Raw genomic sequence first — 19,130 nt, 5'->3', positions numbered from 1 at the left:
TTTCCTTCCCTCCGGATGCGTCCGCAAGCGGCTCGCCTTGGTTTCGGCTCAAGCTTTGTCTACGTTGAAGTACTGCGCTTCCGGATGCGCGAACACCATCGCGGAAACCGAAGCCTCCGGCTCCATCATGAAGCCCTCGGTCAGCTCGACGCCGATGTCCTCCGGATGCATCAGCTCGAACAGCGGCCCTTGATCCTCGAGATTCGGACAAGCCGGATAGCCGAACGACACGCGGATGCCCTGGTAGCGCGCTCCATGCCGCTGCTTCATCGTCATCTCCGGCGAATCGGGGTAGCCCCAGACGTCGCGCATCATGTGATGGACGCGTTCGGCGAGTCCCTCGGCCACCTCGAGCGCCACCGCCTGCAGCGCATGGGAGCGCAGGTAGTCGCCCTTGTCCTTCCACTCGCCCGCCAAATCCCGCACGCCCGCTCCGGCCGTCACGACGAGGAAGCCGACGTAGTCCATCTCGCCGCTCTCGACGCTGCGCAAATAGTCGGCGAGGCAAAGATGAGGCTCCACCTGCTGGCGCGGGAAGCTGAAGCGCTTCAGCACCTTCGCTTGGTCCTGAGGATCATAAACGACGATATCGTTTCCGTCCGATTGCGCCGGGAAGAACCGGTACATGCCATGCGCCTGGATGATGCCGTCCCGCGCCGCTTCGGCGAGAATGCCGTCGACGGTCTCTTTGAGCGCGACGACCTTTTCATCCCGCTGCGCGAGCAGCTCCTCGACCTTGCCGCGCACGCCGAGATGGTGGCCGAGCAGCATCTGCATGTTCACATACGGCACGATCTGCGGAATCGGCACGCTGCGGAGAATATGGCGCTCCAGATCCGGCGGCACGAATACCGGCGCGTCCTGCGAAATTTTGCTGCGGACCGCGCGCGTCAGCTGCGGCAGCTGCGGCTTTTCCTCGACGGCGACCGCTCCGGACGCCTTCTGCTCCGCATGCTCGGCTTCGAGCGCCGCGCGGTGATCCTTGTTCATCAGCTTGTTGGCGATGTCGAGGCCGTCCATCGCATCCTTGGCATACAGGACGAGGCCGTCGTACTCCGGTCCGATCCGGGTTTTCGTGAACTTGCGGGTCAGCGCCGCGCCGCCGACAAGGATCGGCACGTCGATCTCCGCATTCCGGAGATCCTGCGCGGTGACGACCATCTGCTGAGCCGACTTGACGAGCAGGCCGGAGAGGCCGATCGCATCGGCCTTTTCCCGGCGCTGCGCTTCGATCAGCTGCTCCGGCGGCACCTTGATGCCCAGGTTTACGATATGATACCCGTTATTGGCAAGAATAATCTCGACGAGGTTCTTGCCGATGTCGTGCACGTCGCCCTTGACGGTCGCCAGGATGATCTTGCCCTTGACCGACGACTCGTTCTTCTCCATGAACGGCTCCAGATGGGCGACCGACGCCTTCATCACCTCCGCGCTCTGCAGCACCTCGGCTACGATCAGCTCGTTGTTGTTGAACAGCCGGCCGACCTCGTCCATGCCCTTCATGAGCGGACCGTTGATGATCTCGAGCGGAGCCTGCGCGAGCAGCGCTTCGTCGAGGTCGGCGAACAGCCCTTCCTTCGTCCCCTCCACCACATAGGACGCGAGGCGCTCGTCGAGCGGCAGGCTCGATTTCTTCTCCTTCCGCTCGACCTTCTTCTCGCGGAAGGCGGCGACGAAGGCGGCGAGCGTCTCGTCGTTCGTCCGGTAGATGAGATCCTCCGCCAGCTTGCGCTCATGCTCGGGGATCGAAGCGTAGCGCTCGAGCTTCTCCGTGTTGACGATCGCGTAGTCGAGGCCCGCCTTGGTGCATTCGTACAGGTAGACGGAGTTCAGCACCTCGCGGCCGGCCTCCGGCAAGCCGAAGCTGATGTTGCTGATGCCGAGGATCGTATGGCAGCGCGGCATCGCCTGCTTGATGAGCCGGATGCCCTCGACCGTCTCCTCGGCGGAGCCGATGTACTGCTCGTCGCCGGTGCCGACCGGGAACATGAGCGGATCGAAAATGATGTCCTCCGGCTGCAGCCCGTACTTGCCGACGAGCAGGTCGTAGGAGCGCTGCGCGACCGCCAGCTTGTCCTCCCGCTTGATCGCCTGGCCGCGCTCGTCGATCGTGCCGACGACGACGGCGCCGCCGTACTTGTGCAGGATCGGCACGACCGCCTCGAACTTCTCTTCCCCGTCCTCCAGGTTGATCGAGTTGATGATCGCCTTGCCCTGCGAGTACTTGAGCGACAGCTCGATGACGGCAGGATCGGTCGTGTCGATGACGAGCGGCGCCTTGACGAGCTTGACGACGATTTCCAGGAAGCGCCGCATGTCCTCGCTTTCGTCGCGATCCGGGTCCTGCAGGCAGACGTCGATGACATGCGCGCCTTTCTTGACCTGGGCGCGGGCGATTTCCGCCGCCTCCTCGTACTTGCCCTCGACGATCAGCCGCTTGAACTTGCGGGAGCCGAGCACGTTCGTGCGTTCGCCGACCATGTAGGGCCGGTTGTCCGGCTCGATGTAGACCGTCTCGATGCCGGACACGGCCGGGGCGTGCGAGCCTTTCCGCTGCCGGGGGGCGTAGCCGGCCATCGTCTCCGCCAGCGCGCGGATATGGGCCGGCGTCGTGCCGCAGCAGCCGCCGGCGATGTTGAGCCAGCCGCGCTCGGCGAAGGCGCCCATCTTGAGCGCGAGCGACTGCGGCGATTCATGGTACTGGCCGTTCTCGTCCGGCAGGCCGGCGTTCGGATAGCAGCTGATCGCCGCATGGGCGATGTCGCTCAGCGTACGGATATGGTCGCGCATGAACTCCGGTCCGGTCGCGCAGTTGAGGCCGATCGAGATCGGCTCCAGATGCTCCAGCGAGATGTAGAACGACTCGATGTTCTGACCGGCCAGCGTCGTGCCCATCGGCTCGATCGTGCCCGAGATCATGAGCGGCAGCTTCACGCCCGCCAGCTCGTACGCTTCGCGGATGGCGATGCTGCCGGCCTTGACGTTGAGCGTATCCTGGCTCGTCTCCAGCAGCATCGCGTCGACGCCGCCTTCGATCAGCGCGAGCGCCTGCTCGCGGTAGCTCTCGACGAGGCCGTCGAAGGTGACGCCGCCGGTCACCGACAGCGTTTTCGTCGTCGGCCCGATCGCGCCGACGACGAAGCGAGGATGCTCCGGCGTGCTGAAGCGATCCGCCGCCTGGCGGGCGATCCGGGCGGCGGCCAGATTGATCTCGCGCGCCTTTTCGGGAATGTCGTACTCGGCCAGCACGATGCTGGCTCCGCCGAACGTGTTCGTCTCGATCAGATCCGCGCCCGCCTCGAGGTACTGCTCATGGATGGATCGGATGACGTCCGGACGCGTCAGCACGAGCATCTCGTTGCAGCCGTCGAGCTCCTCGCCGCCAAAATCCTCGGGACGGAGATCCGCCTGCTGGATCATCGTGCCCATCGCTCCGTCCATGATCAGGATGCGCTTTTCCAGCATTTCATGCAAAGTCGGCTTCGACAATTCTCTACACCCTTCCCCCCAAAAATCATTACCGTTTAGTGTAGCAGAAGAAGAGCCGAGTGAAAAGAACTCTCATCGACAAGCTGTGCAAGTTGATTTATAATAGAGGGTATAAGCTTATCCAATACATGCCCATAGGAAAAGAGGGAATTAGCCATGGCTGAAATTCGCATCCGCAATACGGACGAGCGCATCTCCGGCGAGGAGCAGGTCAAAGCATTTTTGGATTCGCAGGAAGTGCTGTACGAGCATTGGAATCCGGACAAGCTGGACGAATCGCTGCGCGAGAAGTTCGTCCTGACCGATGAGGAGAAAGCCCGCATCCTCGAGACGTACGATGCCGAGATCCGCGATCTGGCAAGCCGCCGCGGCTATCAGATCTGGGACATCATCACGCTGTCCGAGGCGACGCCGAACATCGAGGAGCTGCTCGCCAAGTTCGAGAACGTCCATACGCATACCGAGGACGAGATCCGCGCCATTACGGCCGGACGCGGCATCTTCATCATCAAGGGCACGGACGATGTCGGCTACTTCGACGTCGAGCTCGAGGCGGGCGATGTCATCTCCGTACCGGAGAACAAGCCCCATTTCTTCACGCTGATGGACAACCGCAAGATCGTCGCCGTGCGCCTGTTCATCGAGAAGGACGGCTGGATCGCGCATGACTACTCCGATCCGGAGTTTCAAAAGGCCTGATTCCATTCCTGCGGCACAACGATGAAAAAGCGCCTGCTCCTTGCGGAGCAGGCGCTTTGCTGTGCGATGGAATCGGGCGGCTCGGAGGGCCGCCCGCCGCGGCCGCATGAGTCCCGCCGGCCCATGCGGCCCATTGGACTCGTGCGGTCGAACGGCATTGCGGACCCGCAGGTCCGCATGGCACTTCCCTCAGCCGAGCAGCTGAAGCAGCTGGTCGAGCCGCGAGATCTCATGCTGCGGCACGATTTCGTCCGAGCGCGTCTTGCCGTCGCGATTGACCCAGATGCTCGTCATACCGATCGTATTGGCGCCGAGGATATCCGTCGTCAGCTTGTCGCCGACCATGACCGCATCCTCGGGCTGCACGCCGATGAGCTCCAGCGCATGGCGGAACAGGCTGGCGTCCGGCTTGCCGATGCCATAGTTGCCGCTGATGACGATCTCGTCGAAATAAGGAGTCAGCTCCGGCACGCCGAGCAGCTTCTCCTCCTGCAGATCCGGCGTGCCATTCGTCAGCAGCAGCAGCTTGTACTTGCCTTTGAGCGCGTCCAGCACCTCGAACGTCTCCTCATACACGATCGGGCGCTTGCGCCGCTCCTCGGGGAACTTCTCCGCCAGCTCGGCTCCGAGCTCCGGATCGTCCACGCCGAGCGCGGCCAGACCGCGCGTCCACGATTCCCGACGGTAGCTCGGCGCGAGCTGCTCCAGCTTGCGGAACGACTCATGCTCGCCGCCGCTGAAGCGCGCCCAGAGCCCCTCGAACGGGTTGATGCCGATGCTTTTGGTAAACTCAAACGTCTCAAAGGAGCTGTACAGCTCCCGCGCCGCCTCGCGAACCGCCCGCTCCAGGCTGGCGGGATCGACTCCCCGCTTCGCCTCGGCGAGCTCGCATGTGGCGCGGAAGGCCTCCTCCACGCTGCGCTCGTCCCAGAGCAGCGTATCGTCCAAATCGAATAGAACCGCTTGTTTCGCCATGTTCCCGTCTCCCCCCGGCACTCGTCCGAATTGTCTAGGCTAGCTTTTTTGGAAAGGAATGCCGTGCGCCGCAGCCAGCTTCTCCAGCCGTTCGCCCATCTGCTCGACCGGATAGCGGTTCATCAAGCGCGAGAACACCCAGTTGCCGCCTTTGGCCGGCTGGATGACGACATATCCCTTTTGCACCATGATGCTTTTGATCTCATCCTTGCCAAGACGCTTGTCCCCCATCATGCGGCGAGTCTGCACATGATCCGCTCCGACCTGCAGGTACGGGCGCCGCACGAAGAACATCAGCGCGAGGAACGCGTATGCGGCGACGACAAACCAGTTCATCGTCTGGCTCGTGCCGTCTCCCTGATCCTGCATCGGCATCAGCAGTGTATAGGCGCCGACGAACAGCAGCAGCAGGATCGGCGAGATGAAGTTGCGGCCCTTGAAGCGCGTCGTCGCGCTCGAGCTGGCGGCAGAGCTTTTCGCCGCGATCGGATCGATGCCTCTTTTTTTCAAATTCTTGTTGAGCTGCGCCGAATTCCGGCGCACCTTGCGTTCCCAGGAGCGTGACAAATCGGATGACCTCCATCTAGAATTCTTTTCTACTCGTTGAAGAGGGCCGCGCGCGGCCCGCTCGTCATTCGGCCGGGATCAGGCCGCGTTCGAACTTGCGGATGAAGCGCGTCGGATAATCGTCCGGCAGGCGGCTCGCCTCGTCCAGCTCCGACCAGGCGTCCGGCGGCAGCGTCCAGCCCGCGGCGCCCATGTTGTCGCGGAACTGCTCCAGCGTGCTGGCGCCGAAGATCGGCGAGACGACGCCGGGCGCCTGGATAAGCCAGCGCAGCGCCGTCTGGGCCGGGGTCCGCCCCGCCGCCTCGGCGATCTCCTGAAGCTTGTCCAGGATGGCGAAGTTGCGGTCGGTCGCCCGCAGCTCCCATGCGCTCTCTCCCGACGGACGAGACAGCCGGCCTTCCGCCGGCTTGTCCTTGCCGTAGCGGCCGGTCAGGAAGCCCCCTGCAAGCGGCGCCCACGGAATGATGCCGACATTCTCCTCCAGGCTGAGCGACACCAGCTCGCGCTCGATGTCCCGGCAGGCGAGGCTGTATTGAGGCTGCACGCTTACGAAGCGCGACCATCCCCTCGCATCGCTGATGGAGAGCGCCTTCATCATCTGCCAGGCGAGATAGTTGGAGCAGCCGATGTAGCGCACCTTGCCGGCGGCCACGAGATCGTCGAGCGCGCGCAGCGTCTCGTCGAGCGGAGTGAGGCGGTCCCACACATGCACCTGATAAAGATCGATATAGTCCGTGCCGAGCCGCTTCAAGCTTGCCTCTACGTTCTGCACGATATGCTTGCGGGACAAGCCGACGCCGTTGACATGGGGCTCGGTGCGCATCCGCACCTTTGTCGCGAGCACGATCTCGTCCCGATACGGCTTGATCGCGCGTCCGACGATCTCCTCCGAGCGGCCCTGCACATATACGTTCGCGGTATCGAGGAAGTTCCCGCCCTGCTCGCGGAATTCCTCGATCATGCGCGCGCTGTCGGATTCCGACGCGGTATGGCCGAACGTCATCGTCCCGAGGCACAGCTCCGAGACGACGAGGCCGCTGCGGCCAAGAAGACGGTATTCCATGCTATTCCTCCTTCTCCTTTTCCGGTCCGTCCGTCCATTCGATGCTGTCCAGCTGCTGCCTGAAATTGCGCTTGAAATTGTCCAGGTATTCCTTGCGCAGGCGGGTGCGCTCTATGACTTCATCGGGCGTGAGTCCGATCGTCTTATCCTTGCGGGACAGCTCGTTGATCCGGTTGATCAGCGCATTGATATCCACTTCCGATTCCTCCCCCCTCGACCGAAAAATGCTTTTCCTTCTCACTTTGAACGATGAGGGAAGACATGTCAAGAAAGCAGCCCGGCCCTCAGGCGGAGGCCGGAGGGCTGATTGGGGAGTCTCTCATTATGGGGGGAGGCCGCAGCATAGGCTGAAGGTCAGCGGGTAGCCGGAATGATGAGCGTGTCGCCTGGCTCGATCGACGGGGAAGCGAGGCCGTTGCGCTTCTGTAGGCGGTAGACGCCCTCCCGGGTATCGGCGGCGATGGCATGAGCGGAGGCGATCGACCAGAGCGTATCGCCGGCGGTCACGACTACGGTTCCTTCGTCCGGTCCAGCCGGAGCGATCTCGGCTCCCTCGGCTCCGCCGACGCCCCAGAGGCTGACGAGAAGCAGGACAAGCAGCAGCGCCGAGACCGTCCACGGCAGCAGGCGGCGGACCGTCCATGAGGAAGCCGGCCGGAACGAAGCCCGCTCGCGGCTCGCGGCGGCACGCCGCGGCCCGGCGCCGGCACGGGCAGAGGATGCGCGGCGGAGCTGGCTCGCGGCGCGGTCCATATCGGAGGTCATGGGCGAGAGCCCGCCGTCGTACGGCGAAGATGCGGCTTGTCTTGGACTGCTGTATCCCGATAATGTCAACATGAGATCCACTCCCCAAACATTTGTTCTGGCTTCAGATTAGCACGAACGCTTGTTTCCGTCAACGGCATTTTGGAACATTTGTTCCCTTCCCTGCGATCGATCGGGCGAACAGCTGTTTCTCGAACTTATGTTTGTACGAACTCGGGTTCTGTGGTATACTTTTGAAAACGCGTATGGTCTACTATACCTATTCTTGGAGTGAGTGCGATGTCTAAAGTGTCCAACCGCCAGCAGGCGATTCTCGACTTCATCAAAAACGAAGTCCGCGACAAGGGATACCCGCCTTCGGTCCGCGAGATCGGCGAAGCGGTAGGGCTGGCATCCAGCTCGACCGTCCACGGCCATCTCGACCGCCTGGAGAAGAAAGGCCTGATCCGCCGCGACCCGACCAAGCCGCGCGCGATCGAGATCCTCGACGGCGATTCCCCGACGGAGCTGCCCTTCCCGACCGCGGTCAGCAAGATTCCGGTCGTCGGCAAGGTCACGGCCGGCATGCCGATCACCGCTACGGAGAACATCGAGGAGTACTTCCCCCTCCCGGCCCATTTCGTCGGCGACCATGACGTGTTCATGCTCAGCGTCATCGGCGACAGCATGATCGAGGCCGGCATACATAGCGGCGATTACGTCATCGTCCGCCAGCAGTCCTCCGCGACCAACGGCGACATCGTCGTCGCGATGACGGAGGACGACGAGGCCACCGTCAAGACCTTCTACAAAGAGAAGGACCACATCCGCCTGCAGCCCGAAAACGCCTCGATGGAGCCGATTCGGCTCAAAAATGTCAGCATCCTCGGCAAGGTGATCGGATTGTTCCGCGACATCCACTGAGCTTGTCCGTCCTTTTCCGGCCGCTCGTCCCGAGAGGCCTGACGGCGCCGAGTTTCCTTCATTACCCAGCCGCTTCCGCCCTTATTCAACGAAGCGCGCACTCCGACAGAGTGCGCGCTTTTTTGTCAAAGGTTCTCGTTTTTCGCGATGCCGAGGCGGCGTTCAACGAAGCTTCTCCTGGAAAAATTCATTCACATAGACGAGGCGGCTTCCCGGCAGCTTGAAGCTCATATAAAAGCCCGCGCTCTCGATATGGATGCCGGCAAGATAGCGGCTTCGGGCATAAGGCAGCACGAGGCGCCTCAGCCTCCCCTCGTCGCTGCGGCTGACCGCCAGCGCGACCAGCCGCGCATAGGCCGGATTCGACGACAGCCTCCGATAAAGCGGCAGGATCGCACGGCTGATGAGCCGCAGCGCTTCCGGCTGAAAGGTGAACTGCGCCATGCCGGGCACGATCGTCGTCGCGTTGGTATAATGCCCGAACGGCTCCTCGACCCGCACATCCGCGAAAAAGCCGATGCCGTTCGTACTGAACGATTGGATGTCCCGGCGCGGCACGAACCGGGCGAGCAGCTTCAGCAGCGTGTCGAGATCCGCCTCGCGCACCGCTTCGCACCAGCGTTCGGCGAACTTCCTGCTGCGCAGGAACTCCCGGTACAGCGGCAGCATGACGCCGGCCGTTCGGGATAGCGCCGATGGCGGCAGCGGCCCGGACGGGACCCGCCTGCGGGACGAGCTCATGCATGTCACTCCCTTCCGTTGCCGATTCTCTCGGACTCAGCATATGCGGACGTCGAGAGCGATAGACCGGAAGGACGGCAGCAAAAAAACGGCTCCGCAGCCGGAACCGGCGATCCTGCCCGATCGCCCGGTCCAAGCTGCCGGAGCCGTTCCTCCCGTCTGACTGCCCGTCGCCGTTACGGCTCGCTCGCCCATCGCCGCTGCCCCGGCAAAGGACATTCGCGCGCTCGCAGCCAGGCGACAACGGGCATGATGCAGCCGCAGGCCCGGCAAGTGACTCCATCCTCCAGCTTCGCGCACGATCGGCAGGCCTCGAGGCGGCGCTCATAGGTCGCCGCCTCGACCCGCTTGTCCGGGGCGAATGCCGACGTCGCAAGCAGCCTCTGCATCTGCGCCTCGGTCACCCGGTAGCCTTCCCGGCAGCCCTTGCAGTCGGTATCGGCCATGCTGCGTCAGGCTTGGGCCGGCGCGCTCAGCTTCAGCGTCACGACCGACATCGGCGGCAGCGTCACGACCAGCTCCTCGCCCTGCCGCTTGAAGCCGTCGAACGCCTCCGGACGCAAGCGCTCCGGATGCTCGAACGTGTTGTGCGCGTCGATGCTGTCTCCGGCGAGCACGAGGCCCGACCAGCTGCCGCCATCCTGCAGGCCGCGCAGAGACAGCGTCGTCTCCGCCGAAGCATGAGGATCGAGATGGCAGAGGCTGATGTGGACGTTCCCTTCCTGGTCGCGGGTCGCCGTCCCGCTGACCGCCGGAATCTCTTCCTCGCCGAAGCGATAGCTGCCGCTCGTCAGCTGCAGGTCCAGCCGCTCGGCATCCTGATGAACCTTGTACATGTCGAACACATGATAAGTCGGCGTCAGCAGCGCCTTGTCTCCCTCCGTCAGTACGACCGCCTGCAGCACGTTGACCGTCTGCGCGATGTTCGCCATCCGCACGCGGCGATTATGCTCGTGGAAAATATGGAACGTCAGCGATGCGACCAGCGCGTCGCGGATCGTGTTCTGCTGATACAGGAAGCCCGGGTTCGTGCCCGGCTCGACGTTGTACCAGGTTCCCCATTCGTCGACGATGAGCGCCACTCGGGCATCCGGATCATATTGATCCATGATCGCGCTGTGGCGCGTGATCAGCTCGTCCATGCGGAGCGACTTCCGGAGCGTGGAGAACCACTCCGCCTCGTCGAAGCCGGTCGCGTCGCCCTTGTCCTGCCAGCTGTCGCGCGGCAGCGTGTAGTAATGAAGCGTCAGCGCGTCCATGAATCGTCCCGCCTCGCGCATGAGCACCTCGGTCCAGCGATAGTCGTCGGAATTCGCGCCGCAAGCGATGCGCTCGATCCGGTTGCCGCCGTAGTTGCGGACATAGGTCTGGTAGCGGCGGTACAGATCGGCATAATACTCCGGCCGCATGTTGCCTCCGCAGCCCCAGTTCTCGTTGCCGACGCCGAAGTACGTCACCTTCCACGGCTCCTCGCGGCCGTTTTCCGCGCGCAGCTCCGCCATCGGGGAGACGCCCTCGAAGGTCAGGTACTCCACCCATTCGGCCATCTCCTGCACCGTGCCGCTGCCGACGTTGCCGTTGATGTAAGGCTCGCAGCCGATCTGCCGGCACAGCTCCATGAATTCATGCGTCCCGAAATGGTTGTTCTCGACAACGCCGCCCCAATGCGTGTTGATCATGCGCTTGCGCTTCTCGCGCGAGCCGATGCCGTCCTTCCAATGGTACTCGTCCGCGAAGCAGCCTCCCGGCCAGCGCAGCACCGGAACCCGGATCTGTTTAAGCGCTTCCACGACATCGTTGCGGATGCCGTTCGTATTCGGAATGGGCGAGTCCTCGCCGACCCAGAGGCCCTCGTAGATGCAGCGGCCCAGATGCTCCGAAAAATGCCCGTATACATTTCGGTCGATCTTGCCTTTTTGGATGTCCAGATTCAAAATGCCTTTTGCGGTCATGGTTGACGCTCCTTTAATTAATGTTATTATTAATCTAGTAATAGCTACGCGAATAGTATACGGAACGTCTTTCCATCCGTCAACGTGTTTTGCACAGCGGCAAGGCCTTGCTTGTATTTCATCCGCCGCTTCCTTACGATGAAGACAAAATGACTTGAAAAGGATTCGATTCCATGGAACAAGATCTCTCGCTTGACCTGACCGAGGCTTCCTTGCCTGTCTACGAGGCGCTGGCCAGTCCGGTCCGGCTGCGCATCCTGCGGCTGCTTCAGGACAAGCCGATGAACGTCAAGGAGCTGGCGGCCGCCTGCAGCCTGTCCAGCGCCATCATGACGATGCATGTGCGCAAGCTTGCCGAAGCGGGACTGCTCCGTTACGAGCTCGTTCCAGGCAAAAGCGGCGTGCAGAAAATATGCCAGCCTGCCGCCCGCTCCTTGCAGGTCCGGTTTGCCGACGACCTGCCTCCCGTCCGCCGCAAAAGCCACCGGATCGAGCTGCCGGTCGGACATTACTCGGACTTCCGCATCGAGCCGACCTGCGGCCTCGCCACGACGGAAAGCGTCATCGGCAGCTTCGACGATCCGCGCTACTTCTGGGAGCCGGGCCGCATCTCCGCCGCGATCCTCTGGTTCGGCGGCAAGGGCTTTGTCGAATACAAAGCGCCGAACTATCTGCTGTCCAGCCAAAGGCCGCTTGAGCTCACGCTGACGCTCGAGGTCGCTTCGGAGGCGCCCTCGACGAACAACCACTTCCCTTCGGACATCACCTTCACGCTGAACGGCGTCAAGCTGTGCACCTGGACAAGCCCCGGCGATTACGGCGATCGGCCCGGCAAATTCACGCCCGAATGGTGGTCGCCGTTCACGAATCAATACGGCTTGCTCAAGCAGCTGCGCGTCACCGGCGACGGGACGTTCATGGACGGACTCAAGCTGTCCGAGGTGCGGCTGCAGGATATCGAGCTGCGCCGCCGCGAATGGACGCTGCGTCTGTCCGTCGAAGAGGATGCCGTCCATCGCGGAGGCATGACGCTGTTCGGCAAAGGCTTCGGCAATTATGACGAAAACATGGCGCTGGAGGTCGTCTATGAGGACGGCGAGCCTTCCGCTCCTTGAGCAAAGCCAAAAAAGAGCGTTGTCCGCAAAAGGGACAACGCTCTTTTTTATCATGCTGATTCGCTTGCTTCAAGCATCGCGGCTGGCTGACGCAAGCGCGCAGCCGAGTCCGCCTACGCCAGCTCCTTGGTCATGAACAGGCTGTTCGGGTCCAGTACATAGCTCGCGAACGGACCGCATTCGACGAATCCGAACGAAGCATAAAGCCTCTGGGCCGGGAAGAAAGACTCCATCGAGCCGGTCTCCAGGCTGAGCCGCTCGTAGCCGCGGCGGCGCGCTTCGCCGATGATATGCTCCACGAGCGCCCGCGCCACGCCCTTGCGCAGATGACGGGATGCCGTCCGCATCGACTTCAGCTCTCCGTGACGGGCATCGAGCTGCTTGAGCGCTCCGCAGCCGAGCAGCTCGCCGTCCTCCCACACGCTCCAAAAGGTGACCTCCGGCTTTTTCAAGCCGCTCAGATCGAGCGCATGGACGCTCTCCGGCGGAGAGCTGTCCGCCATGTCGCGCAGATGCTCGGCGATCAGCGCCTGGATCTCGGGGCCGTTCAAATCGTCGATGATGATCTTCATCTTGCTAAGCCCTCATCAATACAGCGTCAGATACTGATCGCGCTCCCATTCATGCACTTGCGTCTTGTACATGTCCCATTCGATCTCTTTGAGCTCGTAGAAGTGGGCCAGCGCATGGTCGCCGAGCGCCTCGGTGACGATCTCGCTGCGGAGCAGCTCCGTGAGCGCCTCGCGCAGGTCTTCCGGCAGGCTCGGGATGCCTTCGTCCAAGCGCTCCTCGTCGGTCATGACGTAGATGTTGCGATCGGTCGGAGCCGGCAGCGGATACTTGTTCTTGATGCCGTCCAGGCCGGCCTTCAGCATGACTGCCAGCGCCAAGTACGGGTTGGCCGCCGGATCCGGATTGCGCACCTCGACGCGCGTGCTGAGGCCGCGGGACGCCGGGATGCGGATCATCGGGCTGCGGTTGCTCGCCGACCAGGCGACGTAGCACGGAGCTTCGTAGCCCGGCACGAGCCGCTTGTAGCTGTTGACCGTCGGGTTGGTGATGGCGGCCATCGCGCGCGCATGGCGCAGCACTCCGGCCATGTACTGGCGCGCCGTCGCGCTCAGGCCGAGCGCGTCGCTCTCGTCATAAAACGCGTTCTCGCTGCCGCGGAACAGCGACTGGTGGCAGTGCATGCCGGAGCCGTTCACGCCGAACAGCGGCTTGGGCATGAACGTCGCATGCAGGCCGTGCTGGCGGGCGACCGTCTTGACGACAAGCTTGAACGTCTGGATCTGGTCCGCTGCCTTGATCGCGTCGGCGTACTTGAAGTCGATCTCATGCTGTCCCGGAGCCACCTCGTGGTGGGAAGCCTCGATCTCGAAGCCCATCTCCTCGAGCGTCAGCACGATCTCGCGGCGGCAGTTCTCGCCGAGATCCATCGGCGCCAGGTCGAAGTAGCCGCCCTGGTCGTTGAGCTCGGTTGTCGGCTCGCCTTTCTCGTTCGTCTTGAACAGGAAGAATTCCGGCTCCGGACCGACGTTCATCGCCGTGAAGCCCATCTCCTCGGCTTCCTTGAGCGCGCGCTTGAGGATGCCGCGCGGGTCGCCCGCGAACGGCGTGCCGTCCGGCATGTAGATGTCGCAGATGAGGCGCGCGACGCGATCCTGCGTCACCCAGGGGAAAACGACCCAGGTGCTCAGATCCGGATAAAGGTACATGTCGGATTCCTCGATGCGGACATAACCTTCGATGGAAGATCCGTCAAACATCATTTTGTTGTCGAGCGCTTTTTCAAGCTGGCTGACCGGAATCTCCACGTTTTTGATCGTGCCGAGCAGATCGGTGAATTGCAGGCGGATGAAGCGGACGTTCTGCTCCTGGGCGATGCGGGTGATGTCATCTTTCGTATAGCTCACGAATATCGGCTCCTCGCAGTAGAGTAGGTGGTCGGGAATAGGACTCGGTTATCGTTTGTTGTTGAAAAAGCGGCTGAGCTGGCCCTGGATGAGGGAAGCCTTGCCGGGGCGCTTCTCCTGCAGCTGCTGCTTGAGCAGCAGGCGGAGCTGCGAGTCGCTGAGCTCGCGGCGGCGAACCTCGGAAATTTCGGTCATGACGGTCGCTTCCTCGGATTCCTTGGATACCGGATTCATGACCTGCTTGATGCCGGCGATATTCACGCCCTTCTCGATCAGCGACTTGATCTCGAGCAGGCGCTCGACGTCGTTGAAGGAGAACAGACGCTGGTTGCCGGAAGTCCGCGCCGGCACGATCAGCTCATGCTGCTCGTAGTAGCGGATCTGACGCGCGGTCAAGTCGGTCAGCTTCATTACGATCCCGATCGGGAATAGCGCCATATTGCGGCGTATATCGTCAGCCATGTTCACATCAACCTTCCAGTTTCGATAAGGGATGAGCTTATTGTACCTGCAGGACATGAAGGTGTCAACCGATGTGAGGTTCTTGTGTGAGTTTACATTACAATTATATCCTGCTTGGCCAGACGCTCCAGCGATTGCAGCAGGCCAAGCTTGACATGGGCATAGGTCAGGCCGCCCTGCATGTAGGCGATGTAAGGCTCGCGGATCGGCGCGTCGGCCGACAGCTCGAGGCTGCCGCCCTGGATGAACGAGCCCGCCGCCATGATGACGGGATGCTCGTAGCCCGGCATGTCCCATGCCTCGGGCACGACATGCGAGTCGACGGCCGCTGCCGCCTGGATGCCCTGCACGAACGCCGTCAGCGCTTCCGGACGGCCGAAGCGGATCGCCTGGATGAGGTCGGTGCGGGGCTCGTCCCAGCGCGGCGACGTCTCGAAGCCGAGCCGCTCGAACAGGCCGGCCGCCAGCACGCTCCCTCGGAGCGCCTGGCCGACCAGATGGGGCGCGAGGAACAGCCCTTGGTACATGGCGCGCAGCGTGCCGAGCATCGCGCCGACCTCCCCGCCGATGCCCGGCGCGGTGAGGCGGTACGACGCCGCCTGCACGGCCGCGGCCGTGCCCGCGACGTAGCCGCCGGTCGCCGCGAGTCCGCCGCCAGGATTTTTGATGAGCGAGCCGGCGATCAGGTCGGCTCCGACCTGCGTCGGCTCCAGCCGCTCGGTGAACTCGCCGTAGCAGTTGTCGACGAAGACGAGCACATCCGGCTTGATCGCCTTGACCCGCCGGATCATCTCGCCGATCCGCTCGACGGTGAACGACGCCCGCCAGTCGTAGCCGCGCGAGCGCTGGATGCCGACCACCTTCGTGCTCGGTCCGATCAGGCGCTCCGCCAGCTCCCAGTCGACGTCGCCCTCCGGCGTCAGCGCCGCTTCCCGATAGCCGATGCCGAAGTCCTGCAGCGATCCGGTGCCGTCGCCCGGCTTGCCGATCACTTTATGCAGCGTGTCGTACGGCCGTCCGGTCAGGTACAGCAGCTCGTCGCCGGGCCGCAGCAGGCCGAACAGCGCGCAGCTGATCGTATGGGTGCCCGAGGCGAAGTGCGGCCGCACGAGCGCCGCCTCCGCGCCGAACACCTCCGCATAGACGAGATCGAGCACCTCGCGTCCGCGGTCGTTGTAGCCGTAGCCTGTCGAGCCGTTGAAGTGGAAGTCGCTCACGCGGAATTTTTGAAAGGCCCGGATCACCTTCCACTGGTTCTCCTCCGCCATGCGGTCCAGCTCCTTGAACCGCGCCTCCATCCTATCCTCGGCCTCGCGGGCGAGCTTCATCAGGTTGTCCATCATCGTTGTAAGTTCCGCTCCTTCATTTCGGTTGTACTCCGCAGGAAAAGAGCCCCGCCGGCCGCAGCCGGCGAAGCCCGATTCCTCCTTGCGGCCGGCCCCTCCGGGCGCGCCTCTCGCGCCGCCCGGCTCAGCCGTCCGGCTTTCCTTTGCCGTCCCATCGCATATCCTCCGGACGGAGGCTCATCAGCTCCTGCCTGCCCGGACTCGAGGAGGCGTATTGGTTCAGCAGCCTCACCGCCTGATGGCGGATCGCCTTCTCGATGAGATTGCGCACGTAGCGCGCGTTGCTGAACGAATACAGCGTCGCCGTCTTTTCCTGCATCAGATGCGTCCTGAGCTTGAACACCGTCTGCGGCATGAGGGCGTAATCGCGGTCCTTGGCCATCAGCTCGGCGATCTGGATGAGCTGGTCGACGGTATAGTCCGGGAAGTCGATCTGGATCGGGAAGCGCGAGGGCAGCCCCGGGTTCGTCATTAGGAAATGCTCGATCTCCAGCGGATAGCCGGCAAGGATGAGCACGAACTGGCTGCGATGGTCCTCCATCGCCTTGACGAGCGTATCGATCGCTTCCTTGCCGAAGTCCTTTTCTCCGCCTCTCGCCAGGCTGTACGCCTCGTCGACGAACAGCACGCCGCCGAGCGCCTTTTTGACGAGATCGCGCGTCTTTTGCGCCGTATGGCCGATATACTCGCCCACGAGATCGGCTCGCTCCACCTCGATCAGATGTCCCTTGGACAGCAGCCCCATCTTCTGAAACAGCTTCGCCACGATGCGGGCGATCGTCGTCTTGCCGGTGCCGGGGTTGCCCTTGAAGATCATATGGTACACCTGAGCGCCTCCGGAGAGGCCGGCTTCGGTCCGCATCTGGCTGATCAGCAGCAGAGCATAGATCTCGTAGATGAGGGACTTCACGCCCTCCATGCCGACCATAGGCTCCAATTCCTTCTGGATCTCGAGATAAGGGTCCGCCGAGGGCGGCACCGCGGCCGGACGCGGCAGAGCCGCAGCCGGTTCGTGAGGCGCATCGACGCCGGTCAGCGCCGGAGCCGATGCCCCGAGACCGTACGTCTCATGATGGCGCAGCACGACATTGATCTGGCGGGAGGGCCGGGAGCCCTTGGCTCCCGAAGCGGCGTGTCCGTTCATCTGCGGCATCACTGTCCCTTCTGGTACGTTTCGCTCTCCTAAGCGTATTCGGGACAAAGAAGCGGTATGAACGGATTTAAGGCGCTTTGAGGCCGATCAGCAGCAGCAGCTTGTCCAGCTTCCACTTGCCGTACGCCAGCACCTCCCGCGTCTGGTTGCGCGAGGCGCTGAGCACCTTGGACTTGACCGAGCTGACGACGGGATCGTCGAAGCCGAGGAAGCGGGCCATGTCCAGCGCCCGCGGCGCGTGGTACTCATGCGTGACGATCAGGTAGGAGGAAAGGCCGTTCTTCTCCCCTGCCTCGCGGCTGAACACGAGATTTTCGTACGTGCTCGTCGCGCGGTTCTCCAGGAGGATATCCTCCTTCGGCACGCCTTTGTCGACGAGATAGAGCCGCATCCCCTGCGCCTCCGTCAGCTTCGAGCCGTTGCGGTCGAGGCCGCCCGAGACGATCAGCTTGTCCACCCGCCCCGCCTCGTACAGCCGGAGCGCCTGATCCAGCCTCTCCTGCAGGCCGGGGCTGGGGCGGTCGTTCCAGAGCGCCGCGCCGAGCACGATCGCGGCCTGCCGCTGCGGCACGGGATTCGGAGGATCGTAATGGGTGATCTGCCAGAGCAGCCAGCCGCTTGCCAGGACGCCGACAGACAGCGCGATCAGCATAACGCGCAAAAGACGGCCTGCGAGGCCGCCTCCTCTTGCTTTGCGGGTCGGCCGCCGCTTCGCGCGGACCGCCGCCTTTTGCTTGCTTCCGGCCTTCGGCTTGCCGGCGGCCGCGCCCTTTCGCGCCGGTCCGCTAGAGCTGTCCTTGAGCCCGCTTCCCTTGCGGGGAGCGGGCGGACCCGGGGGACGGCTCATGATTCGCTGACCTCTCCGAGCCGCTCCGCGAGCGTCTTGCGGTGGCGGAGGCTGAGCGTGAAGTAGCGGAAGCGGCCGTTCTTGATCGAGGCGAGCAGGCGTCCGGCCGTCTTGCGGGCCATCGCCGCCTCCTTGCGCGTGATGTCCCCGCCGAGAACCGCGTCCTCCAGCTCATCCTCGTCCATCAGGTACACTTCGCCCGACGGCAGCACGACGATGTCCAGGTACAGGTCGTCGAACCACGGAACCTGCTGGTCGGTCAAGCCTTGCGTTTTGCAGATGTCAATGTACCATTGCACGACCTTGCCCTTGTCGTCGAACATCGTCGTGACGACGAAATGCTCGCCCCGCGGGAAATGCTGCATCCAGAGATAGCCCCGGTCGGCCAGGCAGAGCCGGCGCCCGTTGTATTCCTTCCACAGCGGCTCCCGCAGCTCGTGGATCCGGTAGAACGTGACGAGACCTCGGAAGTCGTCGCCGTCAAGCGTCAGGCAAGTGTAGCTTCTGCGCAGGATACGCCGCCAGTTGGCCCGATCGGAAAATTTTCGTTTCATATGGAACGTACCCTTTCCCCTAAGATGCGGTGCGGCTGCCTTCTCCTGTCTGGAGGGTGGCTGGTGGATCCTTCCGCCCCATCCTTCCTTTAGTTGACAGCTTACCACATCTTCCCGCGCTTCTCCACCCATGCTCCAAATAAGACCGGGCTCCGCCCGTCCCTGCCGCGCCGCCGCGAGGACGTCCTCTATGGAAAAAGCCCGTCTCCGGCTGGCGGAGACGGGCGGCTCGCACGCGCGCTTGCTACTGCACGACCGAGTTGAAGGACATGATCCAAACGGAGCCGGCGACGATCGTAATGACGATGATCCCGCCGAGCACGAGCGCCATGAGGTTGTACCTCGGCTTATCCGCTTCGCGGATGTGCATGAAGAAGATCAGCTGCACGAGCAGCTGCGCGACCGCGGTAATGAGGATCACGAGCAGCGTGGCGGTGCGCTCCAGCAGCCCGTTGAACACGACGACCATCGGAATGATCGTCAGCACGATCGACAGGAGGAAGCCGATCGTGTACGACTTCATCGAGCCGTGGCTGTGCTCCTCGTGGCGGCCGTGGCCATGGTTGGACGAATGCTGGCTCAT

Annotated in this window: 20 protein-coding genes; 3 read left to right on the top strand and 17 right to left on the bottom strand. The window is 63.0% G+C overall.

The window, feature by feature from the left end:
* Positions 1 to 48: 48 nt before the first annotated feature.
* Positions 49 to 3,489 (bottom strand): methionine synthase, encoded by a 3,441-nt coding sequence (metH, locus tag GE073_RS12190; protein ID WP_028597648.1) that lies wholly within the window; start codon positions 3,487 to 3,489, stop codon positions 49 to 51.
* Between the two features lie 156 nt (positions 3,490 to 3,645).
* Here metH and GE073_RS12185 point away from each other — a divergent pair, with 156 nt between their 5' ends.
* Positions 3,646 to 4,188 carry a 1,2-dihydroxy-3-keto-5-methylthiopentene dioxygenase gene (locus GE073_RS12185; RefSeq protein WP_028597647.1) on the top strand — a complete coding sequence of 181 codons (543 nt, stop codon included), beginning with the start codon at positions 3,646 to 3,648 and terminating at the stop codon, positions 4,186 to 4,188.
* 189 nt (positions 4,189 to 4,377) lie between these two features.
* Here the strand turns inward: GE073_RS12185 and GE073_RS12180 are convergent, their stop codons facing one another.
* From GE073_RS12180 to GE073_RS12160, 5 genes are all read right to left on the bottom strand, one after another.
* A complete protein-coding gene (locus tag GE073_RS12180) occupies positions 4,378 to 5,163 on the bottom strand; it encodes an HAD family hydrolase (protein WP_101809110.1) in 786 nt (261 codons plus the stop codon).
* A gap of 39 nt (positions 5,164 to 5,202) precedes the next feature.
* Positions 5,203 to 5,730 (bottom strand): hypothetical protein, encoded by a 528-nt coding sequence (locus GE073_RS12175; protein WP_101809109.1) that lies wholly within the window; start codon positions 5,728 to 5,730, stop codon positions 5,203 to 5,205.
* 64 nt (positions 5,731 to 5,794) lie between these two features.
* Complete coding sequence (locus GE073_RS12170; RefSeq protein ID WP_101809108.1) at positions 5,795 to 6,793, bottom strand: aldo/keto reductase; 999 nt, start codon at positions 6,791 to 6,793, stop codon at positions 5,795 to 5,797.
* Position 6,794: 1 nt separating this feature from the next.
* Positions 6,795 to 6,989, bottom strand: coding sequence for a DUF896 domain-containing protein (locus GE073_RS12165; RefSeq protein WP_028597643.1), 195 nt, complete (start codon positions 6,987 to 6,989; stop codon positions 6,795 to 6,797).
* A gap of 158 nt (positions 6,990 to 7,147) precedes the next feature.
* Positions 7,148 to 7,630, bottom strand: coding sequence for a LysM peptidoglycan-binding domain-containing protein (locus GE073_RS12160; protein ID WP_084136657.1), 483 nt, complete (start codon positions 7,628 to 7,630; stop codon positions 7,148 to 7,150).
* Between the two features lie 207 nt (positions 7,631 to 7,837).
* Here GE073_RS12160 and lexA point away from each other — a divergent pair, with 207 nt between their 5' ends.
* Positions 7,838 to 8,461, top strand: coding sequence for a transcriptional repressor LexA (lexA, locus tag GE073_RS12155; RefSeq protein ID WP_028597642.1), 624 nt, complete (start codon positions 7,838 to 7,840; stop codon positions 8,459 to 8,461).
* Between the two features lie 162 nt (positions 8,462 to 8,623).
* Here the strand turns inward: lexA and GE073_RS12150 are convergent, their stop codons facing one another.
* From GE073_RS12150 to GE073_RS12140, 3 genes are all read right to left on the bottom strand, one after another.
* On the bottom strand, positions 8,624 to 9,202 hold the full coding sequence (locus tag GE073_RS12150) for a hypothetical protein (RefSeq protein ID WP_153783529.1): 579 nt from the start codon (positions 9,200 to 9,202) through the stop codon (positions 8,624 to 8,626).
* Between the two features lie 176 nt (positions 9,203 to 9,378).
* A complete protein-coding gene (locus GE073_RS12145; protein WP_028597641.1) occupies positions 9,379 to 9,648 on the bottom strand; it encodes a DUF6171 family protein in 270 nt (89 codons plus the stop codon).
* Between the two features lie 6 nt (positions 9,649 to 9,654).
* Positions 9,655 to 11,154: an alpha-N-arabinofuranosidase gene (locus GE073_RS12140; RefSeq protein ID WP_153783528.1), complete on the bottom strand. Its 1,500-nt coding sequence runs from the start codon at positions 11,152 to 11,154 to the stop codon at positions 9,655 to 9,657.
* A gap of 173 nt (positions 11,155 to 11,327) precedes the next feature.
* Here GE073_RS12140 and GE073_RS12135 point away from each other — a divergent pair, with 173 nt between their 5' ends.
* Positions 11,328 to 12,269 carry an ArsR/SmtB family transcription factor gene (locus GE073_RS12135; RefSeq protein ID WP_028597639.1) on the top strand — a complete coding sequence of 314 codons (942 nt, stop codon included), beginning with the start codon at positions 11,328 to 11,330 and terminating at the stop codon, positions 12,267 to 12,269.
* Positions 12,270 to 12,382: 113 nt separating this feature from the next.
* On the opposite strand, the gene GE073_RS12130 is transcribed toward GE073_RS12135, so the two are convergent.
* The 8 genes from GE073_RS12130 to cyoD form a co-directional block, all read right to left on the bottom strand.
* Entirely contained in the window at positions 12,383 to 12,841 is a 459-nt protein-coding gene (locus GE073_RS12130) for a GNAT family N-acetyltransferase (RefSeq protein WP_028597638.1), read from the bottom strand.
* A gap of 15 nt (positions 12,842 to 12,856) precedes the next feature.
* Complete coding sequence (gene glnA / locus GE073_RS12125; RefSeq protein WP_028598351.1) at positions 12,857 to 14,185, bottom strand: type I glutamate--ammonia ligase; 1,329 nt, start codon at positions 14,183 to 14,185, stop codon at positions 12,857 to 12,859.
* 48 nt (positions 14,186 to 14,233) lie between these two features.
* Complete coding sequence (locus GE073_RS12120; RefSeq protein WP_028598352.1) at positions 14,234 to 14,647, bottom strand: MerR family transcriptional regulator; 414 nt, start codon at positions 14,645 to 14,647, stop codon at positions 14,234 to 14,236.
* Positions 14,648 to 14,739: 92 nt separating this feature from the next.
* Positions 14,740 to 15,990, bottom strand: a complete 1,251-nt coding sequence (locus tag GE073_RS12115) for a methionine gamma-lyase family protein (RefSeq protein WP_028598353.1) — start codon at positions 15,988 to 15,990, stop codon at positions 14,740 to 14,742.
* Between the two features lie 127 nt (positions 15,991 to 16,117).
* Positions 16,118 to 17,137, bottom strand: coding sequence for an AAA family ATPase (locus GE073_RS12110; RefSeq protein WP_153784722.1), 1,020 nt, complete (start codon positions 17,135 to 17,137; stop codon positions 16,118 to 16,120).
* A gap of 76 nt (positions 17,138 to 17,213) precedes the next feature.
* On the bottom strand, positions 17,214 to 17,993 hold the full coding sequence (locus GE073_RS12105; RefSeq protein WP_228551448.1) for a YdcF family protein: 780 nt from the start codon (positions 17,991 to 17,993) through the stop codon (positions 17,214 to 17,216).
* On the bottom strand, positions 17,990 to 18,547 hold the full coding sequence (locus GE073_RS12100; RefSeq protein ID WP_028598355.1) for a ribonuclease FAU-1 family protein: 558 nt from the start codon (positions 18,545 to 18,547) through the stop codon (positions 17,990 to 17,992). The genes GE073_RS12105 and GE073_RS12100 overlap by 4 nt, the downstream gene beginning before the upstream one ends.
* Positions 18,548 to 18,791: 244 nt before the next feature.
* Positions 18,792 to 19,130 carry a cytochrome o ubiquinol oxidase subunit IV gene (gene cyoD, locus GE073_RS12095; protein ID WP_153783527.1) on the bottom strand — a complete coding sequence of 113 codons (339 nt, stop codon included), beginning with the start codon at positions 19,128 to 19,130 and terminating at the stop codon, positions 18,792 to 18,794.

It is taken from the genome of Paenibacillus sp. B01 (assembly GCF_009649995.1).
GTDB classification, from domain to species: Bacteria; Bacillota; Bacilli; order Paenibacillales; family Paenibacillaceae; genus Paenibacillus_O; species Paenibacillus_O pasadenensis.
This window is presented reverse-complemented; position numbering and strand designations above follow the sequence as displayed.

Excerpts from the sequence above, each read along its gene's own strand:
- GE073_RS12185 (WP_028597647.1), top strand. The coding sequence starts at position 3,646 with ATGGCTGAAATTCGCATCCGCAATACGGACGAGCGCATCTCCGGCGAG.
- GE073_RS12180 (WP_101809110.1), bottom strand. The coding sequence starts at position 5,163 with ATGGCGAAACAAGCGGTTCTATTCGATTTGGACGATACGCTGCTCTGG.
- GE073_RS12170 (WP_101809108.1), bottom strand. The coding sequence starts at position 6,793 with ATGGAATACCGTCTTCTTGGCCGCAGCGGCCTCGTCGTCTCGGAGCTG.
- GE073_RS12160 (WP_084136657.1), bottom strand. The coding sequence starts at position 7,630 with ATGTTGACATTATCGGGATACAGCAGTCCAAGACAAGCCGCATCTTCG.
- lexA (WP_028597642.1), top strand. The coding sequence starts at position 7,838 with ATGTCTAAAGTGTCCAACCGCCAGCAGGCGATTCTCGACTTCATCAAA.
- GE073_RS12150 (WP_153783529.1), bottom strand. The coding sequence starts at position 9,202 with ATGAGCTCGTCCCGCAGGCGGGTCCCGTCCGGGCCGCTGCCGCCATCG.
- GE073_RS12145 (WP_028597641.1), bottom strand. The coding sequence starts at position 9,648 with ATGGCCGATACCGACTGCAAGGGCTGCCGGGAAGGCTACCGGGTGACC.
- GE073_RS12140 (WP_153783528.1), bottom strand. The coding sequence starts at position 11,154 with ATGACCGCAAAAGGCATTTTGAATCTGGACATCCAAAAAGGCAAGATC.
- GE073_RS12135 (WP_028597639.1), top strand. The coding sequence starts at position 11,328 with ATGGAACAAGATCTCTCGCTTGACCTGACCGAGGCTTCCTTGCCTGTC.
- GE073_RS12130 (WP_028597638.1), bottom strand. The coding sequence starts at position 12,841 with ATGAAGATCATCATCGACGATTTGAACGGCCCCGAGATCCAGGCGCTG.
- GE073_RS12120 (WP_028598352.1), bottom strand. The coding sequence starts at position 14,647 with ATGGCTGACGATATACGCCGCAATATGGCGCTATTCCCGATCGGGATC.
- GE073_RS12115 (WP_028598353.1), bottom strand. The coding sequence starts at position 15,990 with ATGATGGACAACCTGATGAAGCTCGCCCGCGAGGCCGAGGATAGGATG.
- GE073_RS12110 (WP_153784722.1), bottom strand. The coding sequence starts at position 17,137 with ATGAACGGACACGCCGCTTCGGGAGCCAAGGGCTCCCGGCCCTCCCGC.
- GE073_RS12105 (WP_228551448.1), bottom strand. The coding sequence starts at position 17,993 with ATGAGCCGTCCCCCGGGTCCGCCCGCTCCCCGCAAGGGAAGCGGGCTC.
- GE073_RS12100 (WP_028598355.1), bottom strand. The coding sequence starts at position 18,547 with ATGAAACGAAAATTTTCCGATCGGGCCAACTGGCGGCGTATCCTGCGC.
- cyoD (WP_153783527.1), bottom strand. The coding sequence starts at position 19,130 with ATGAGCCAGCATTCGTCCAACCATGGCCACGGCCGCCACGAGGAGCAC.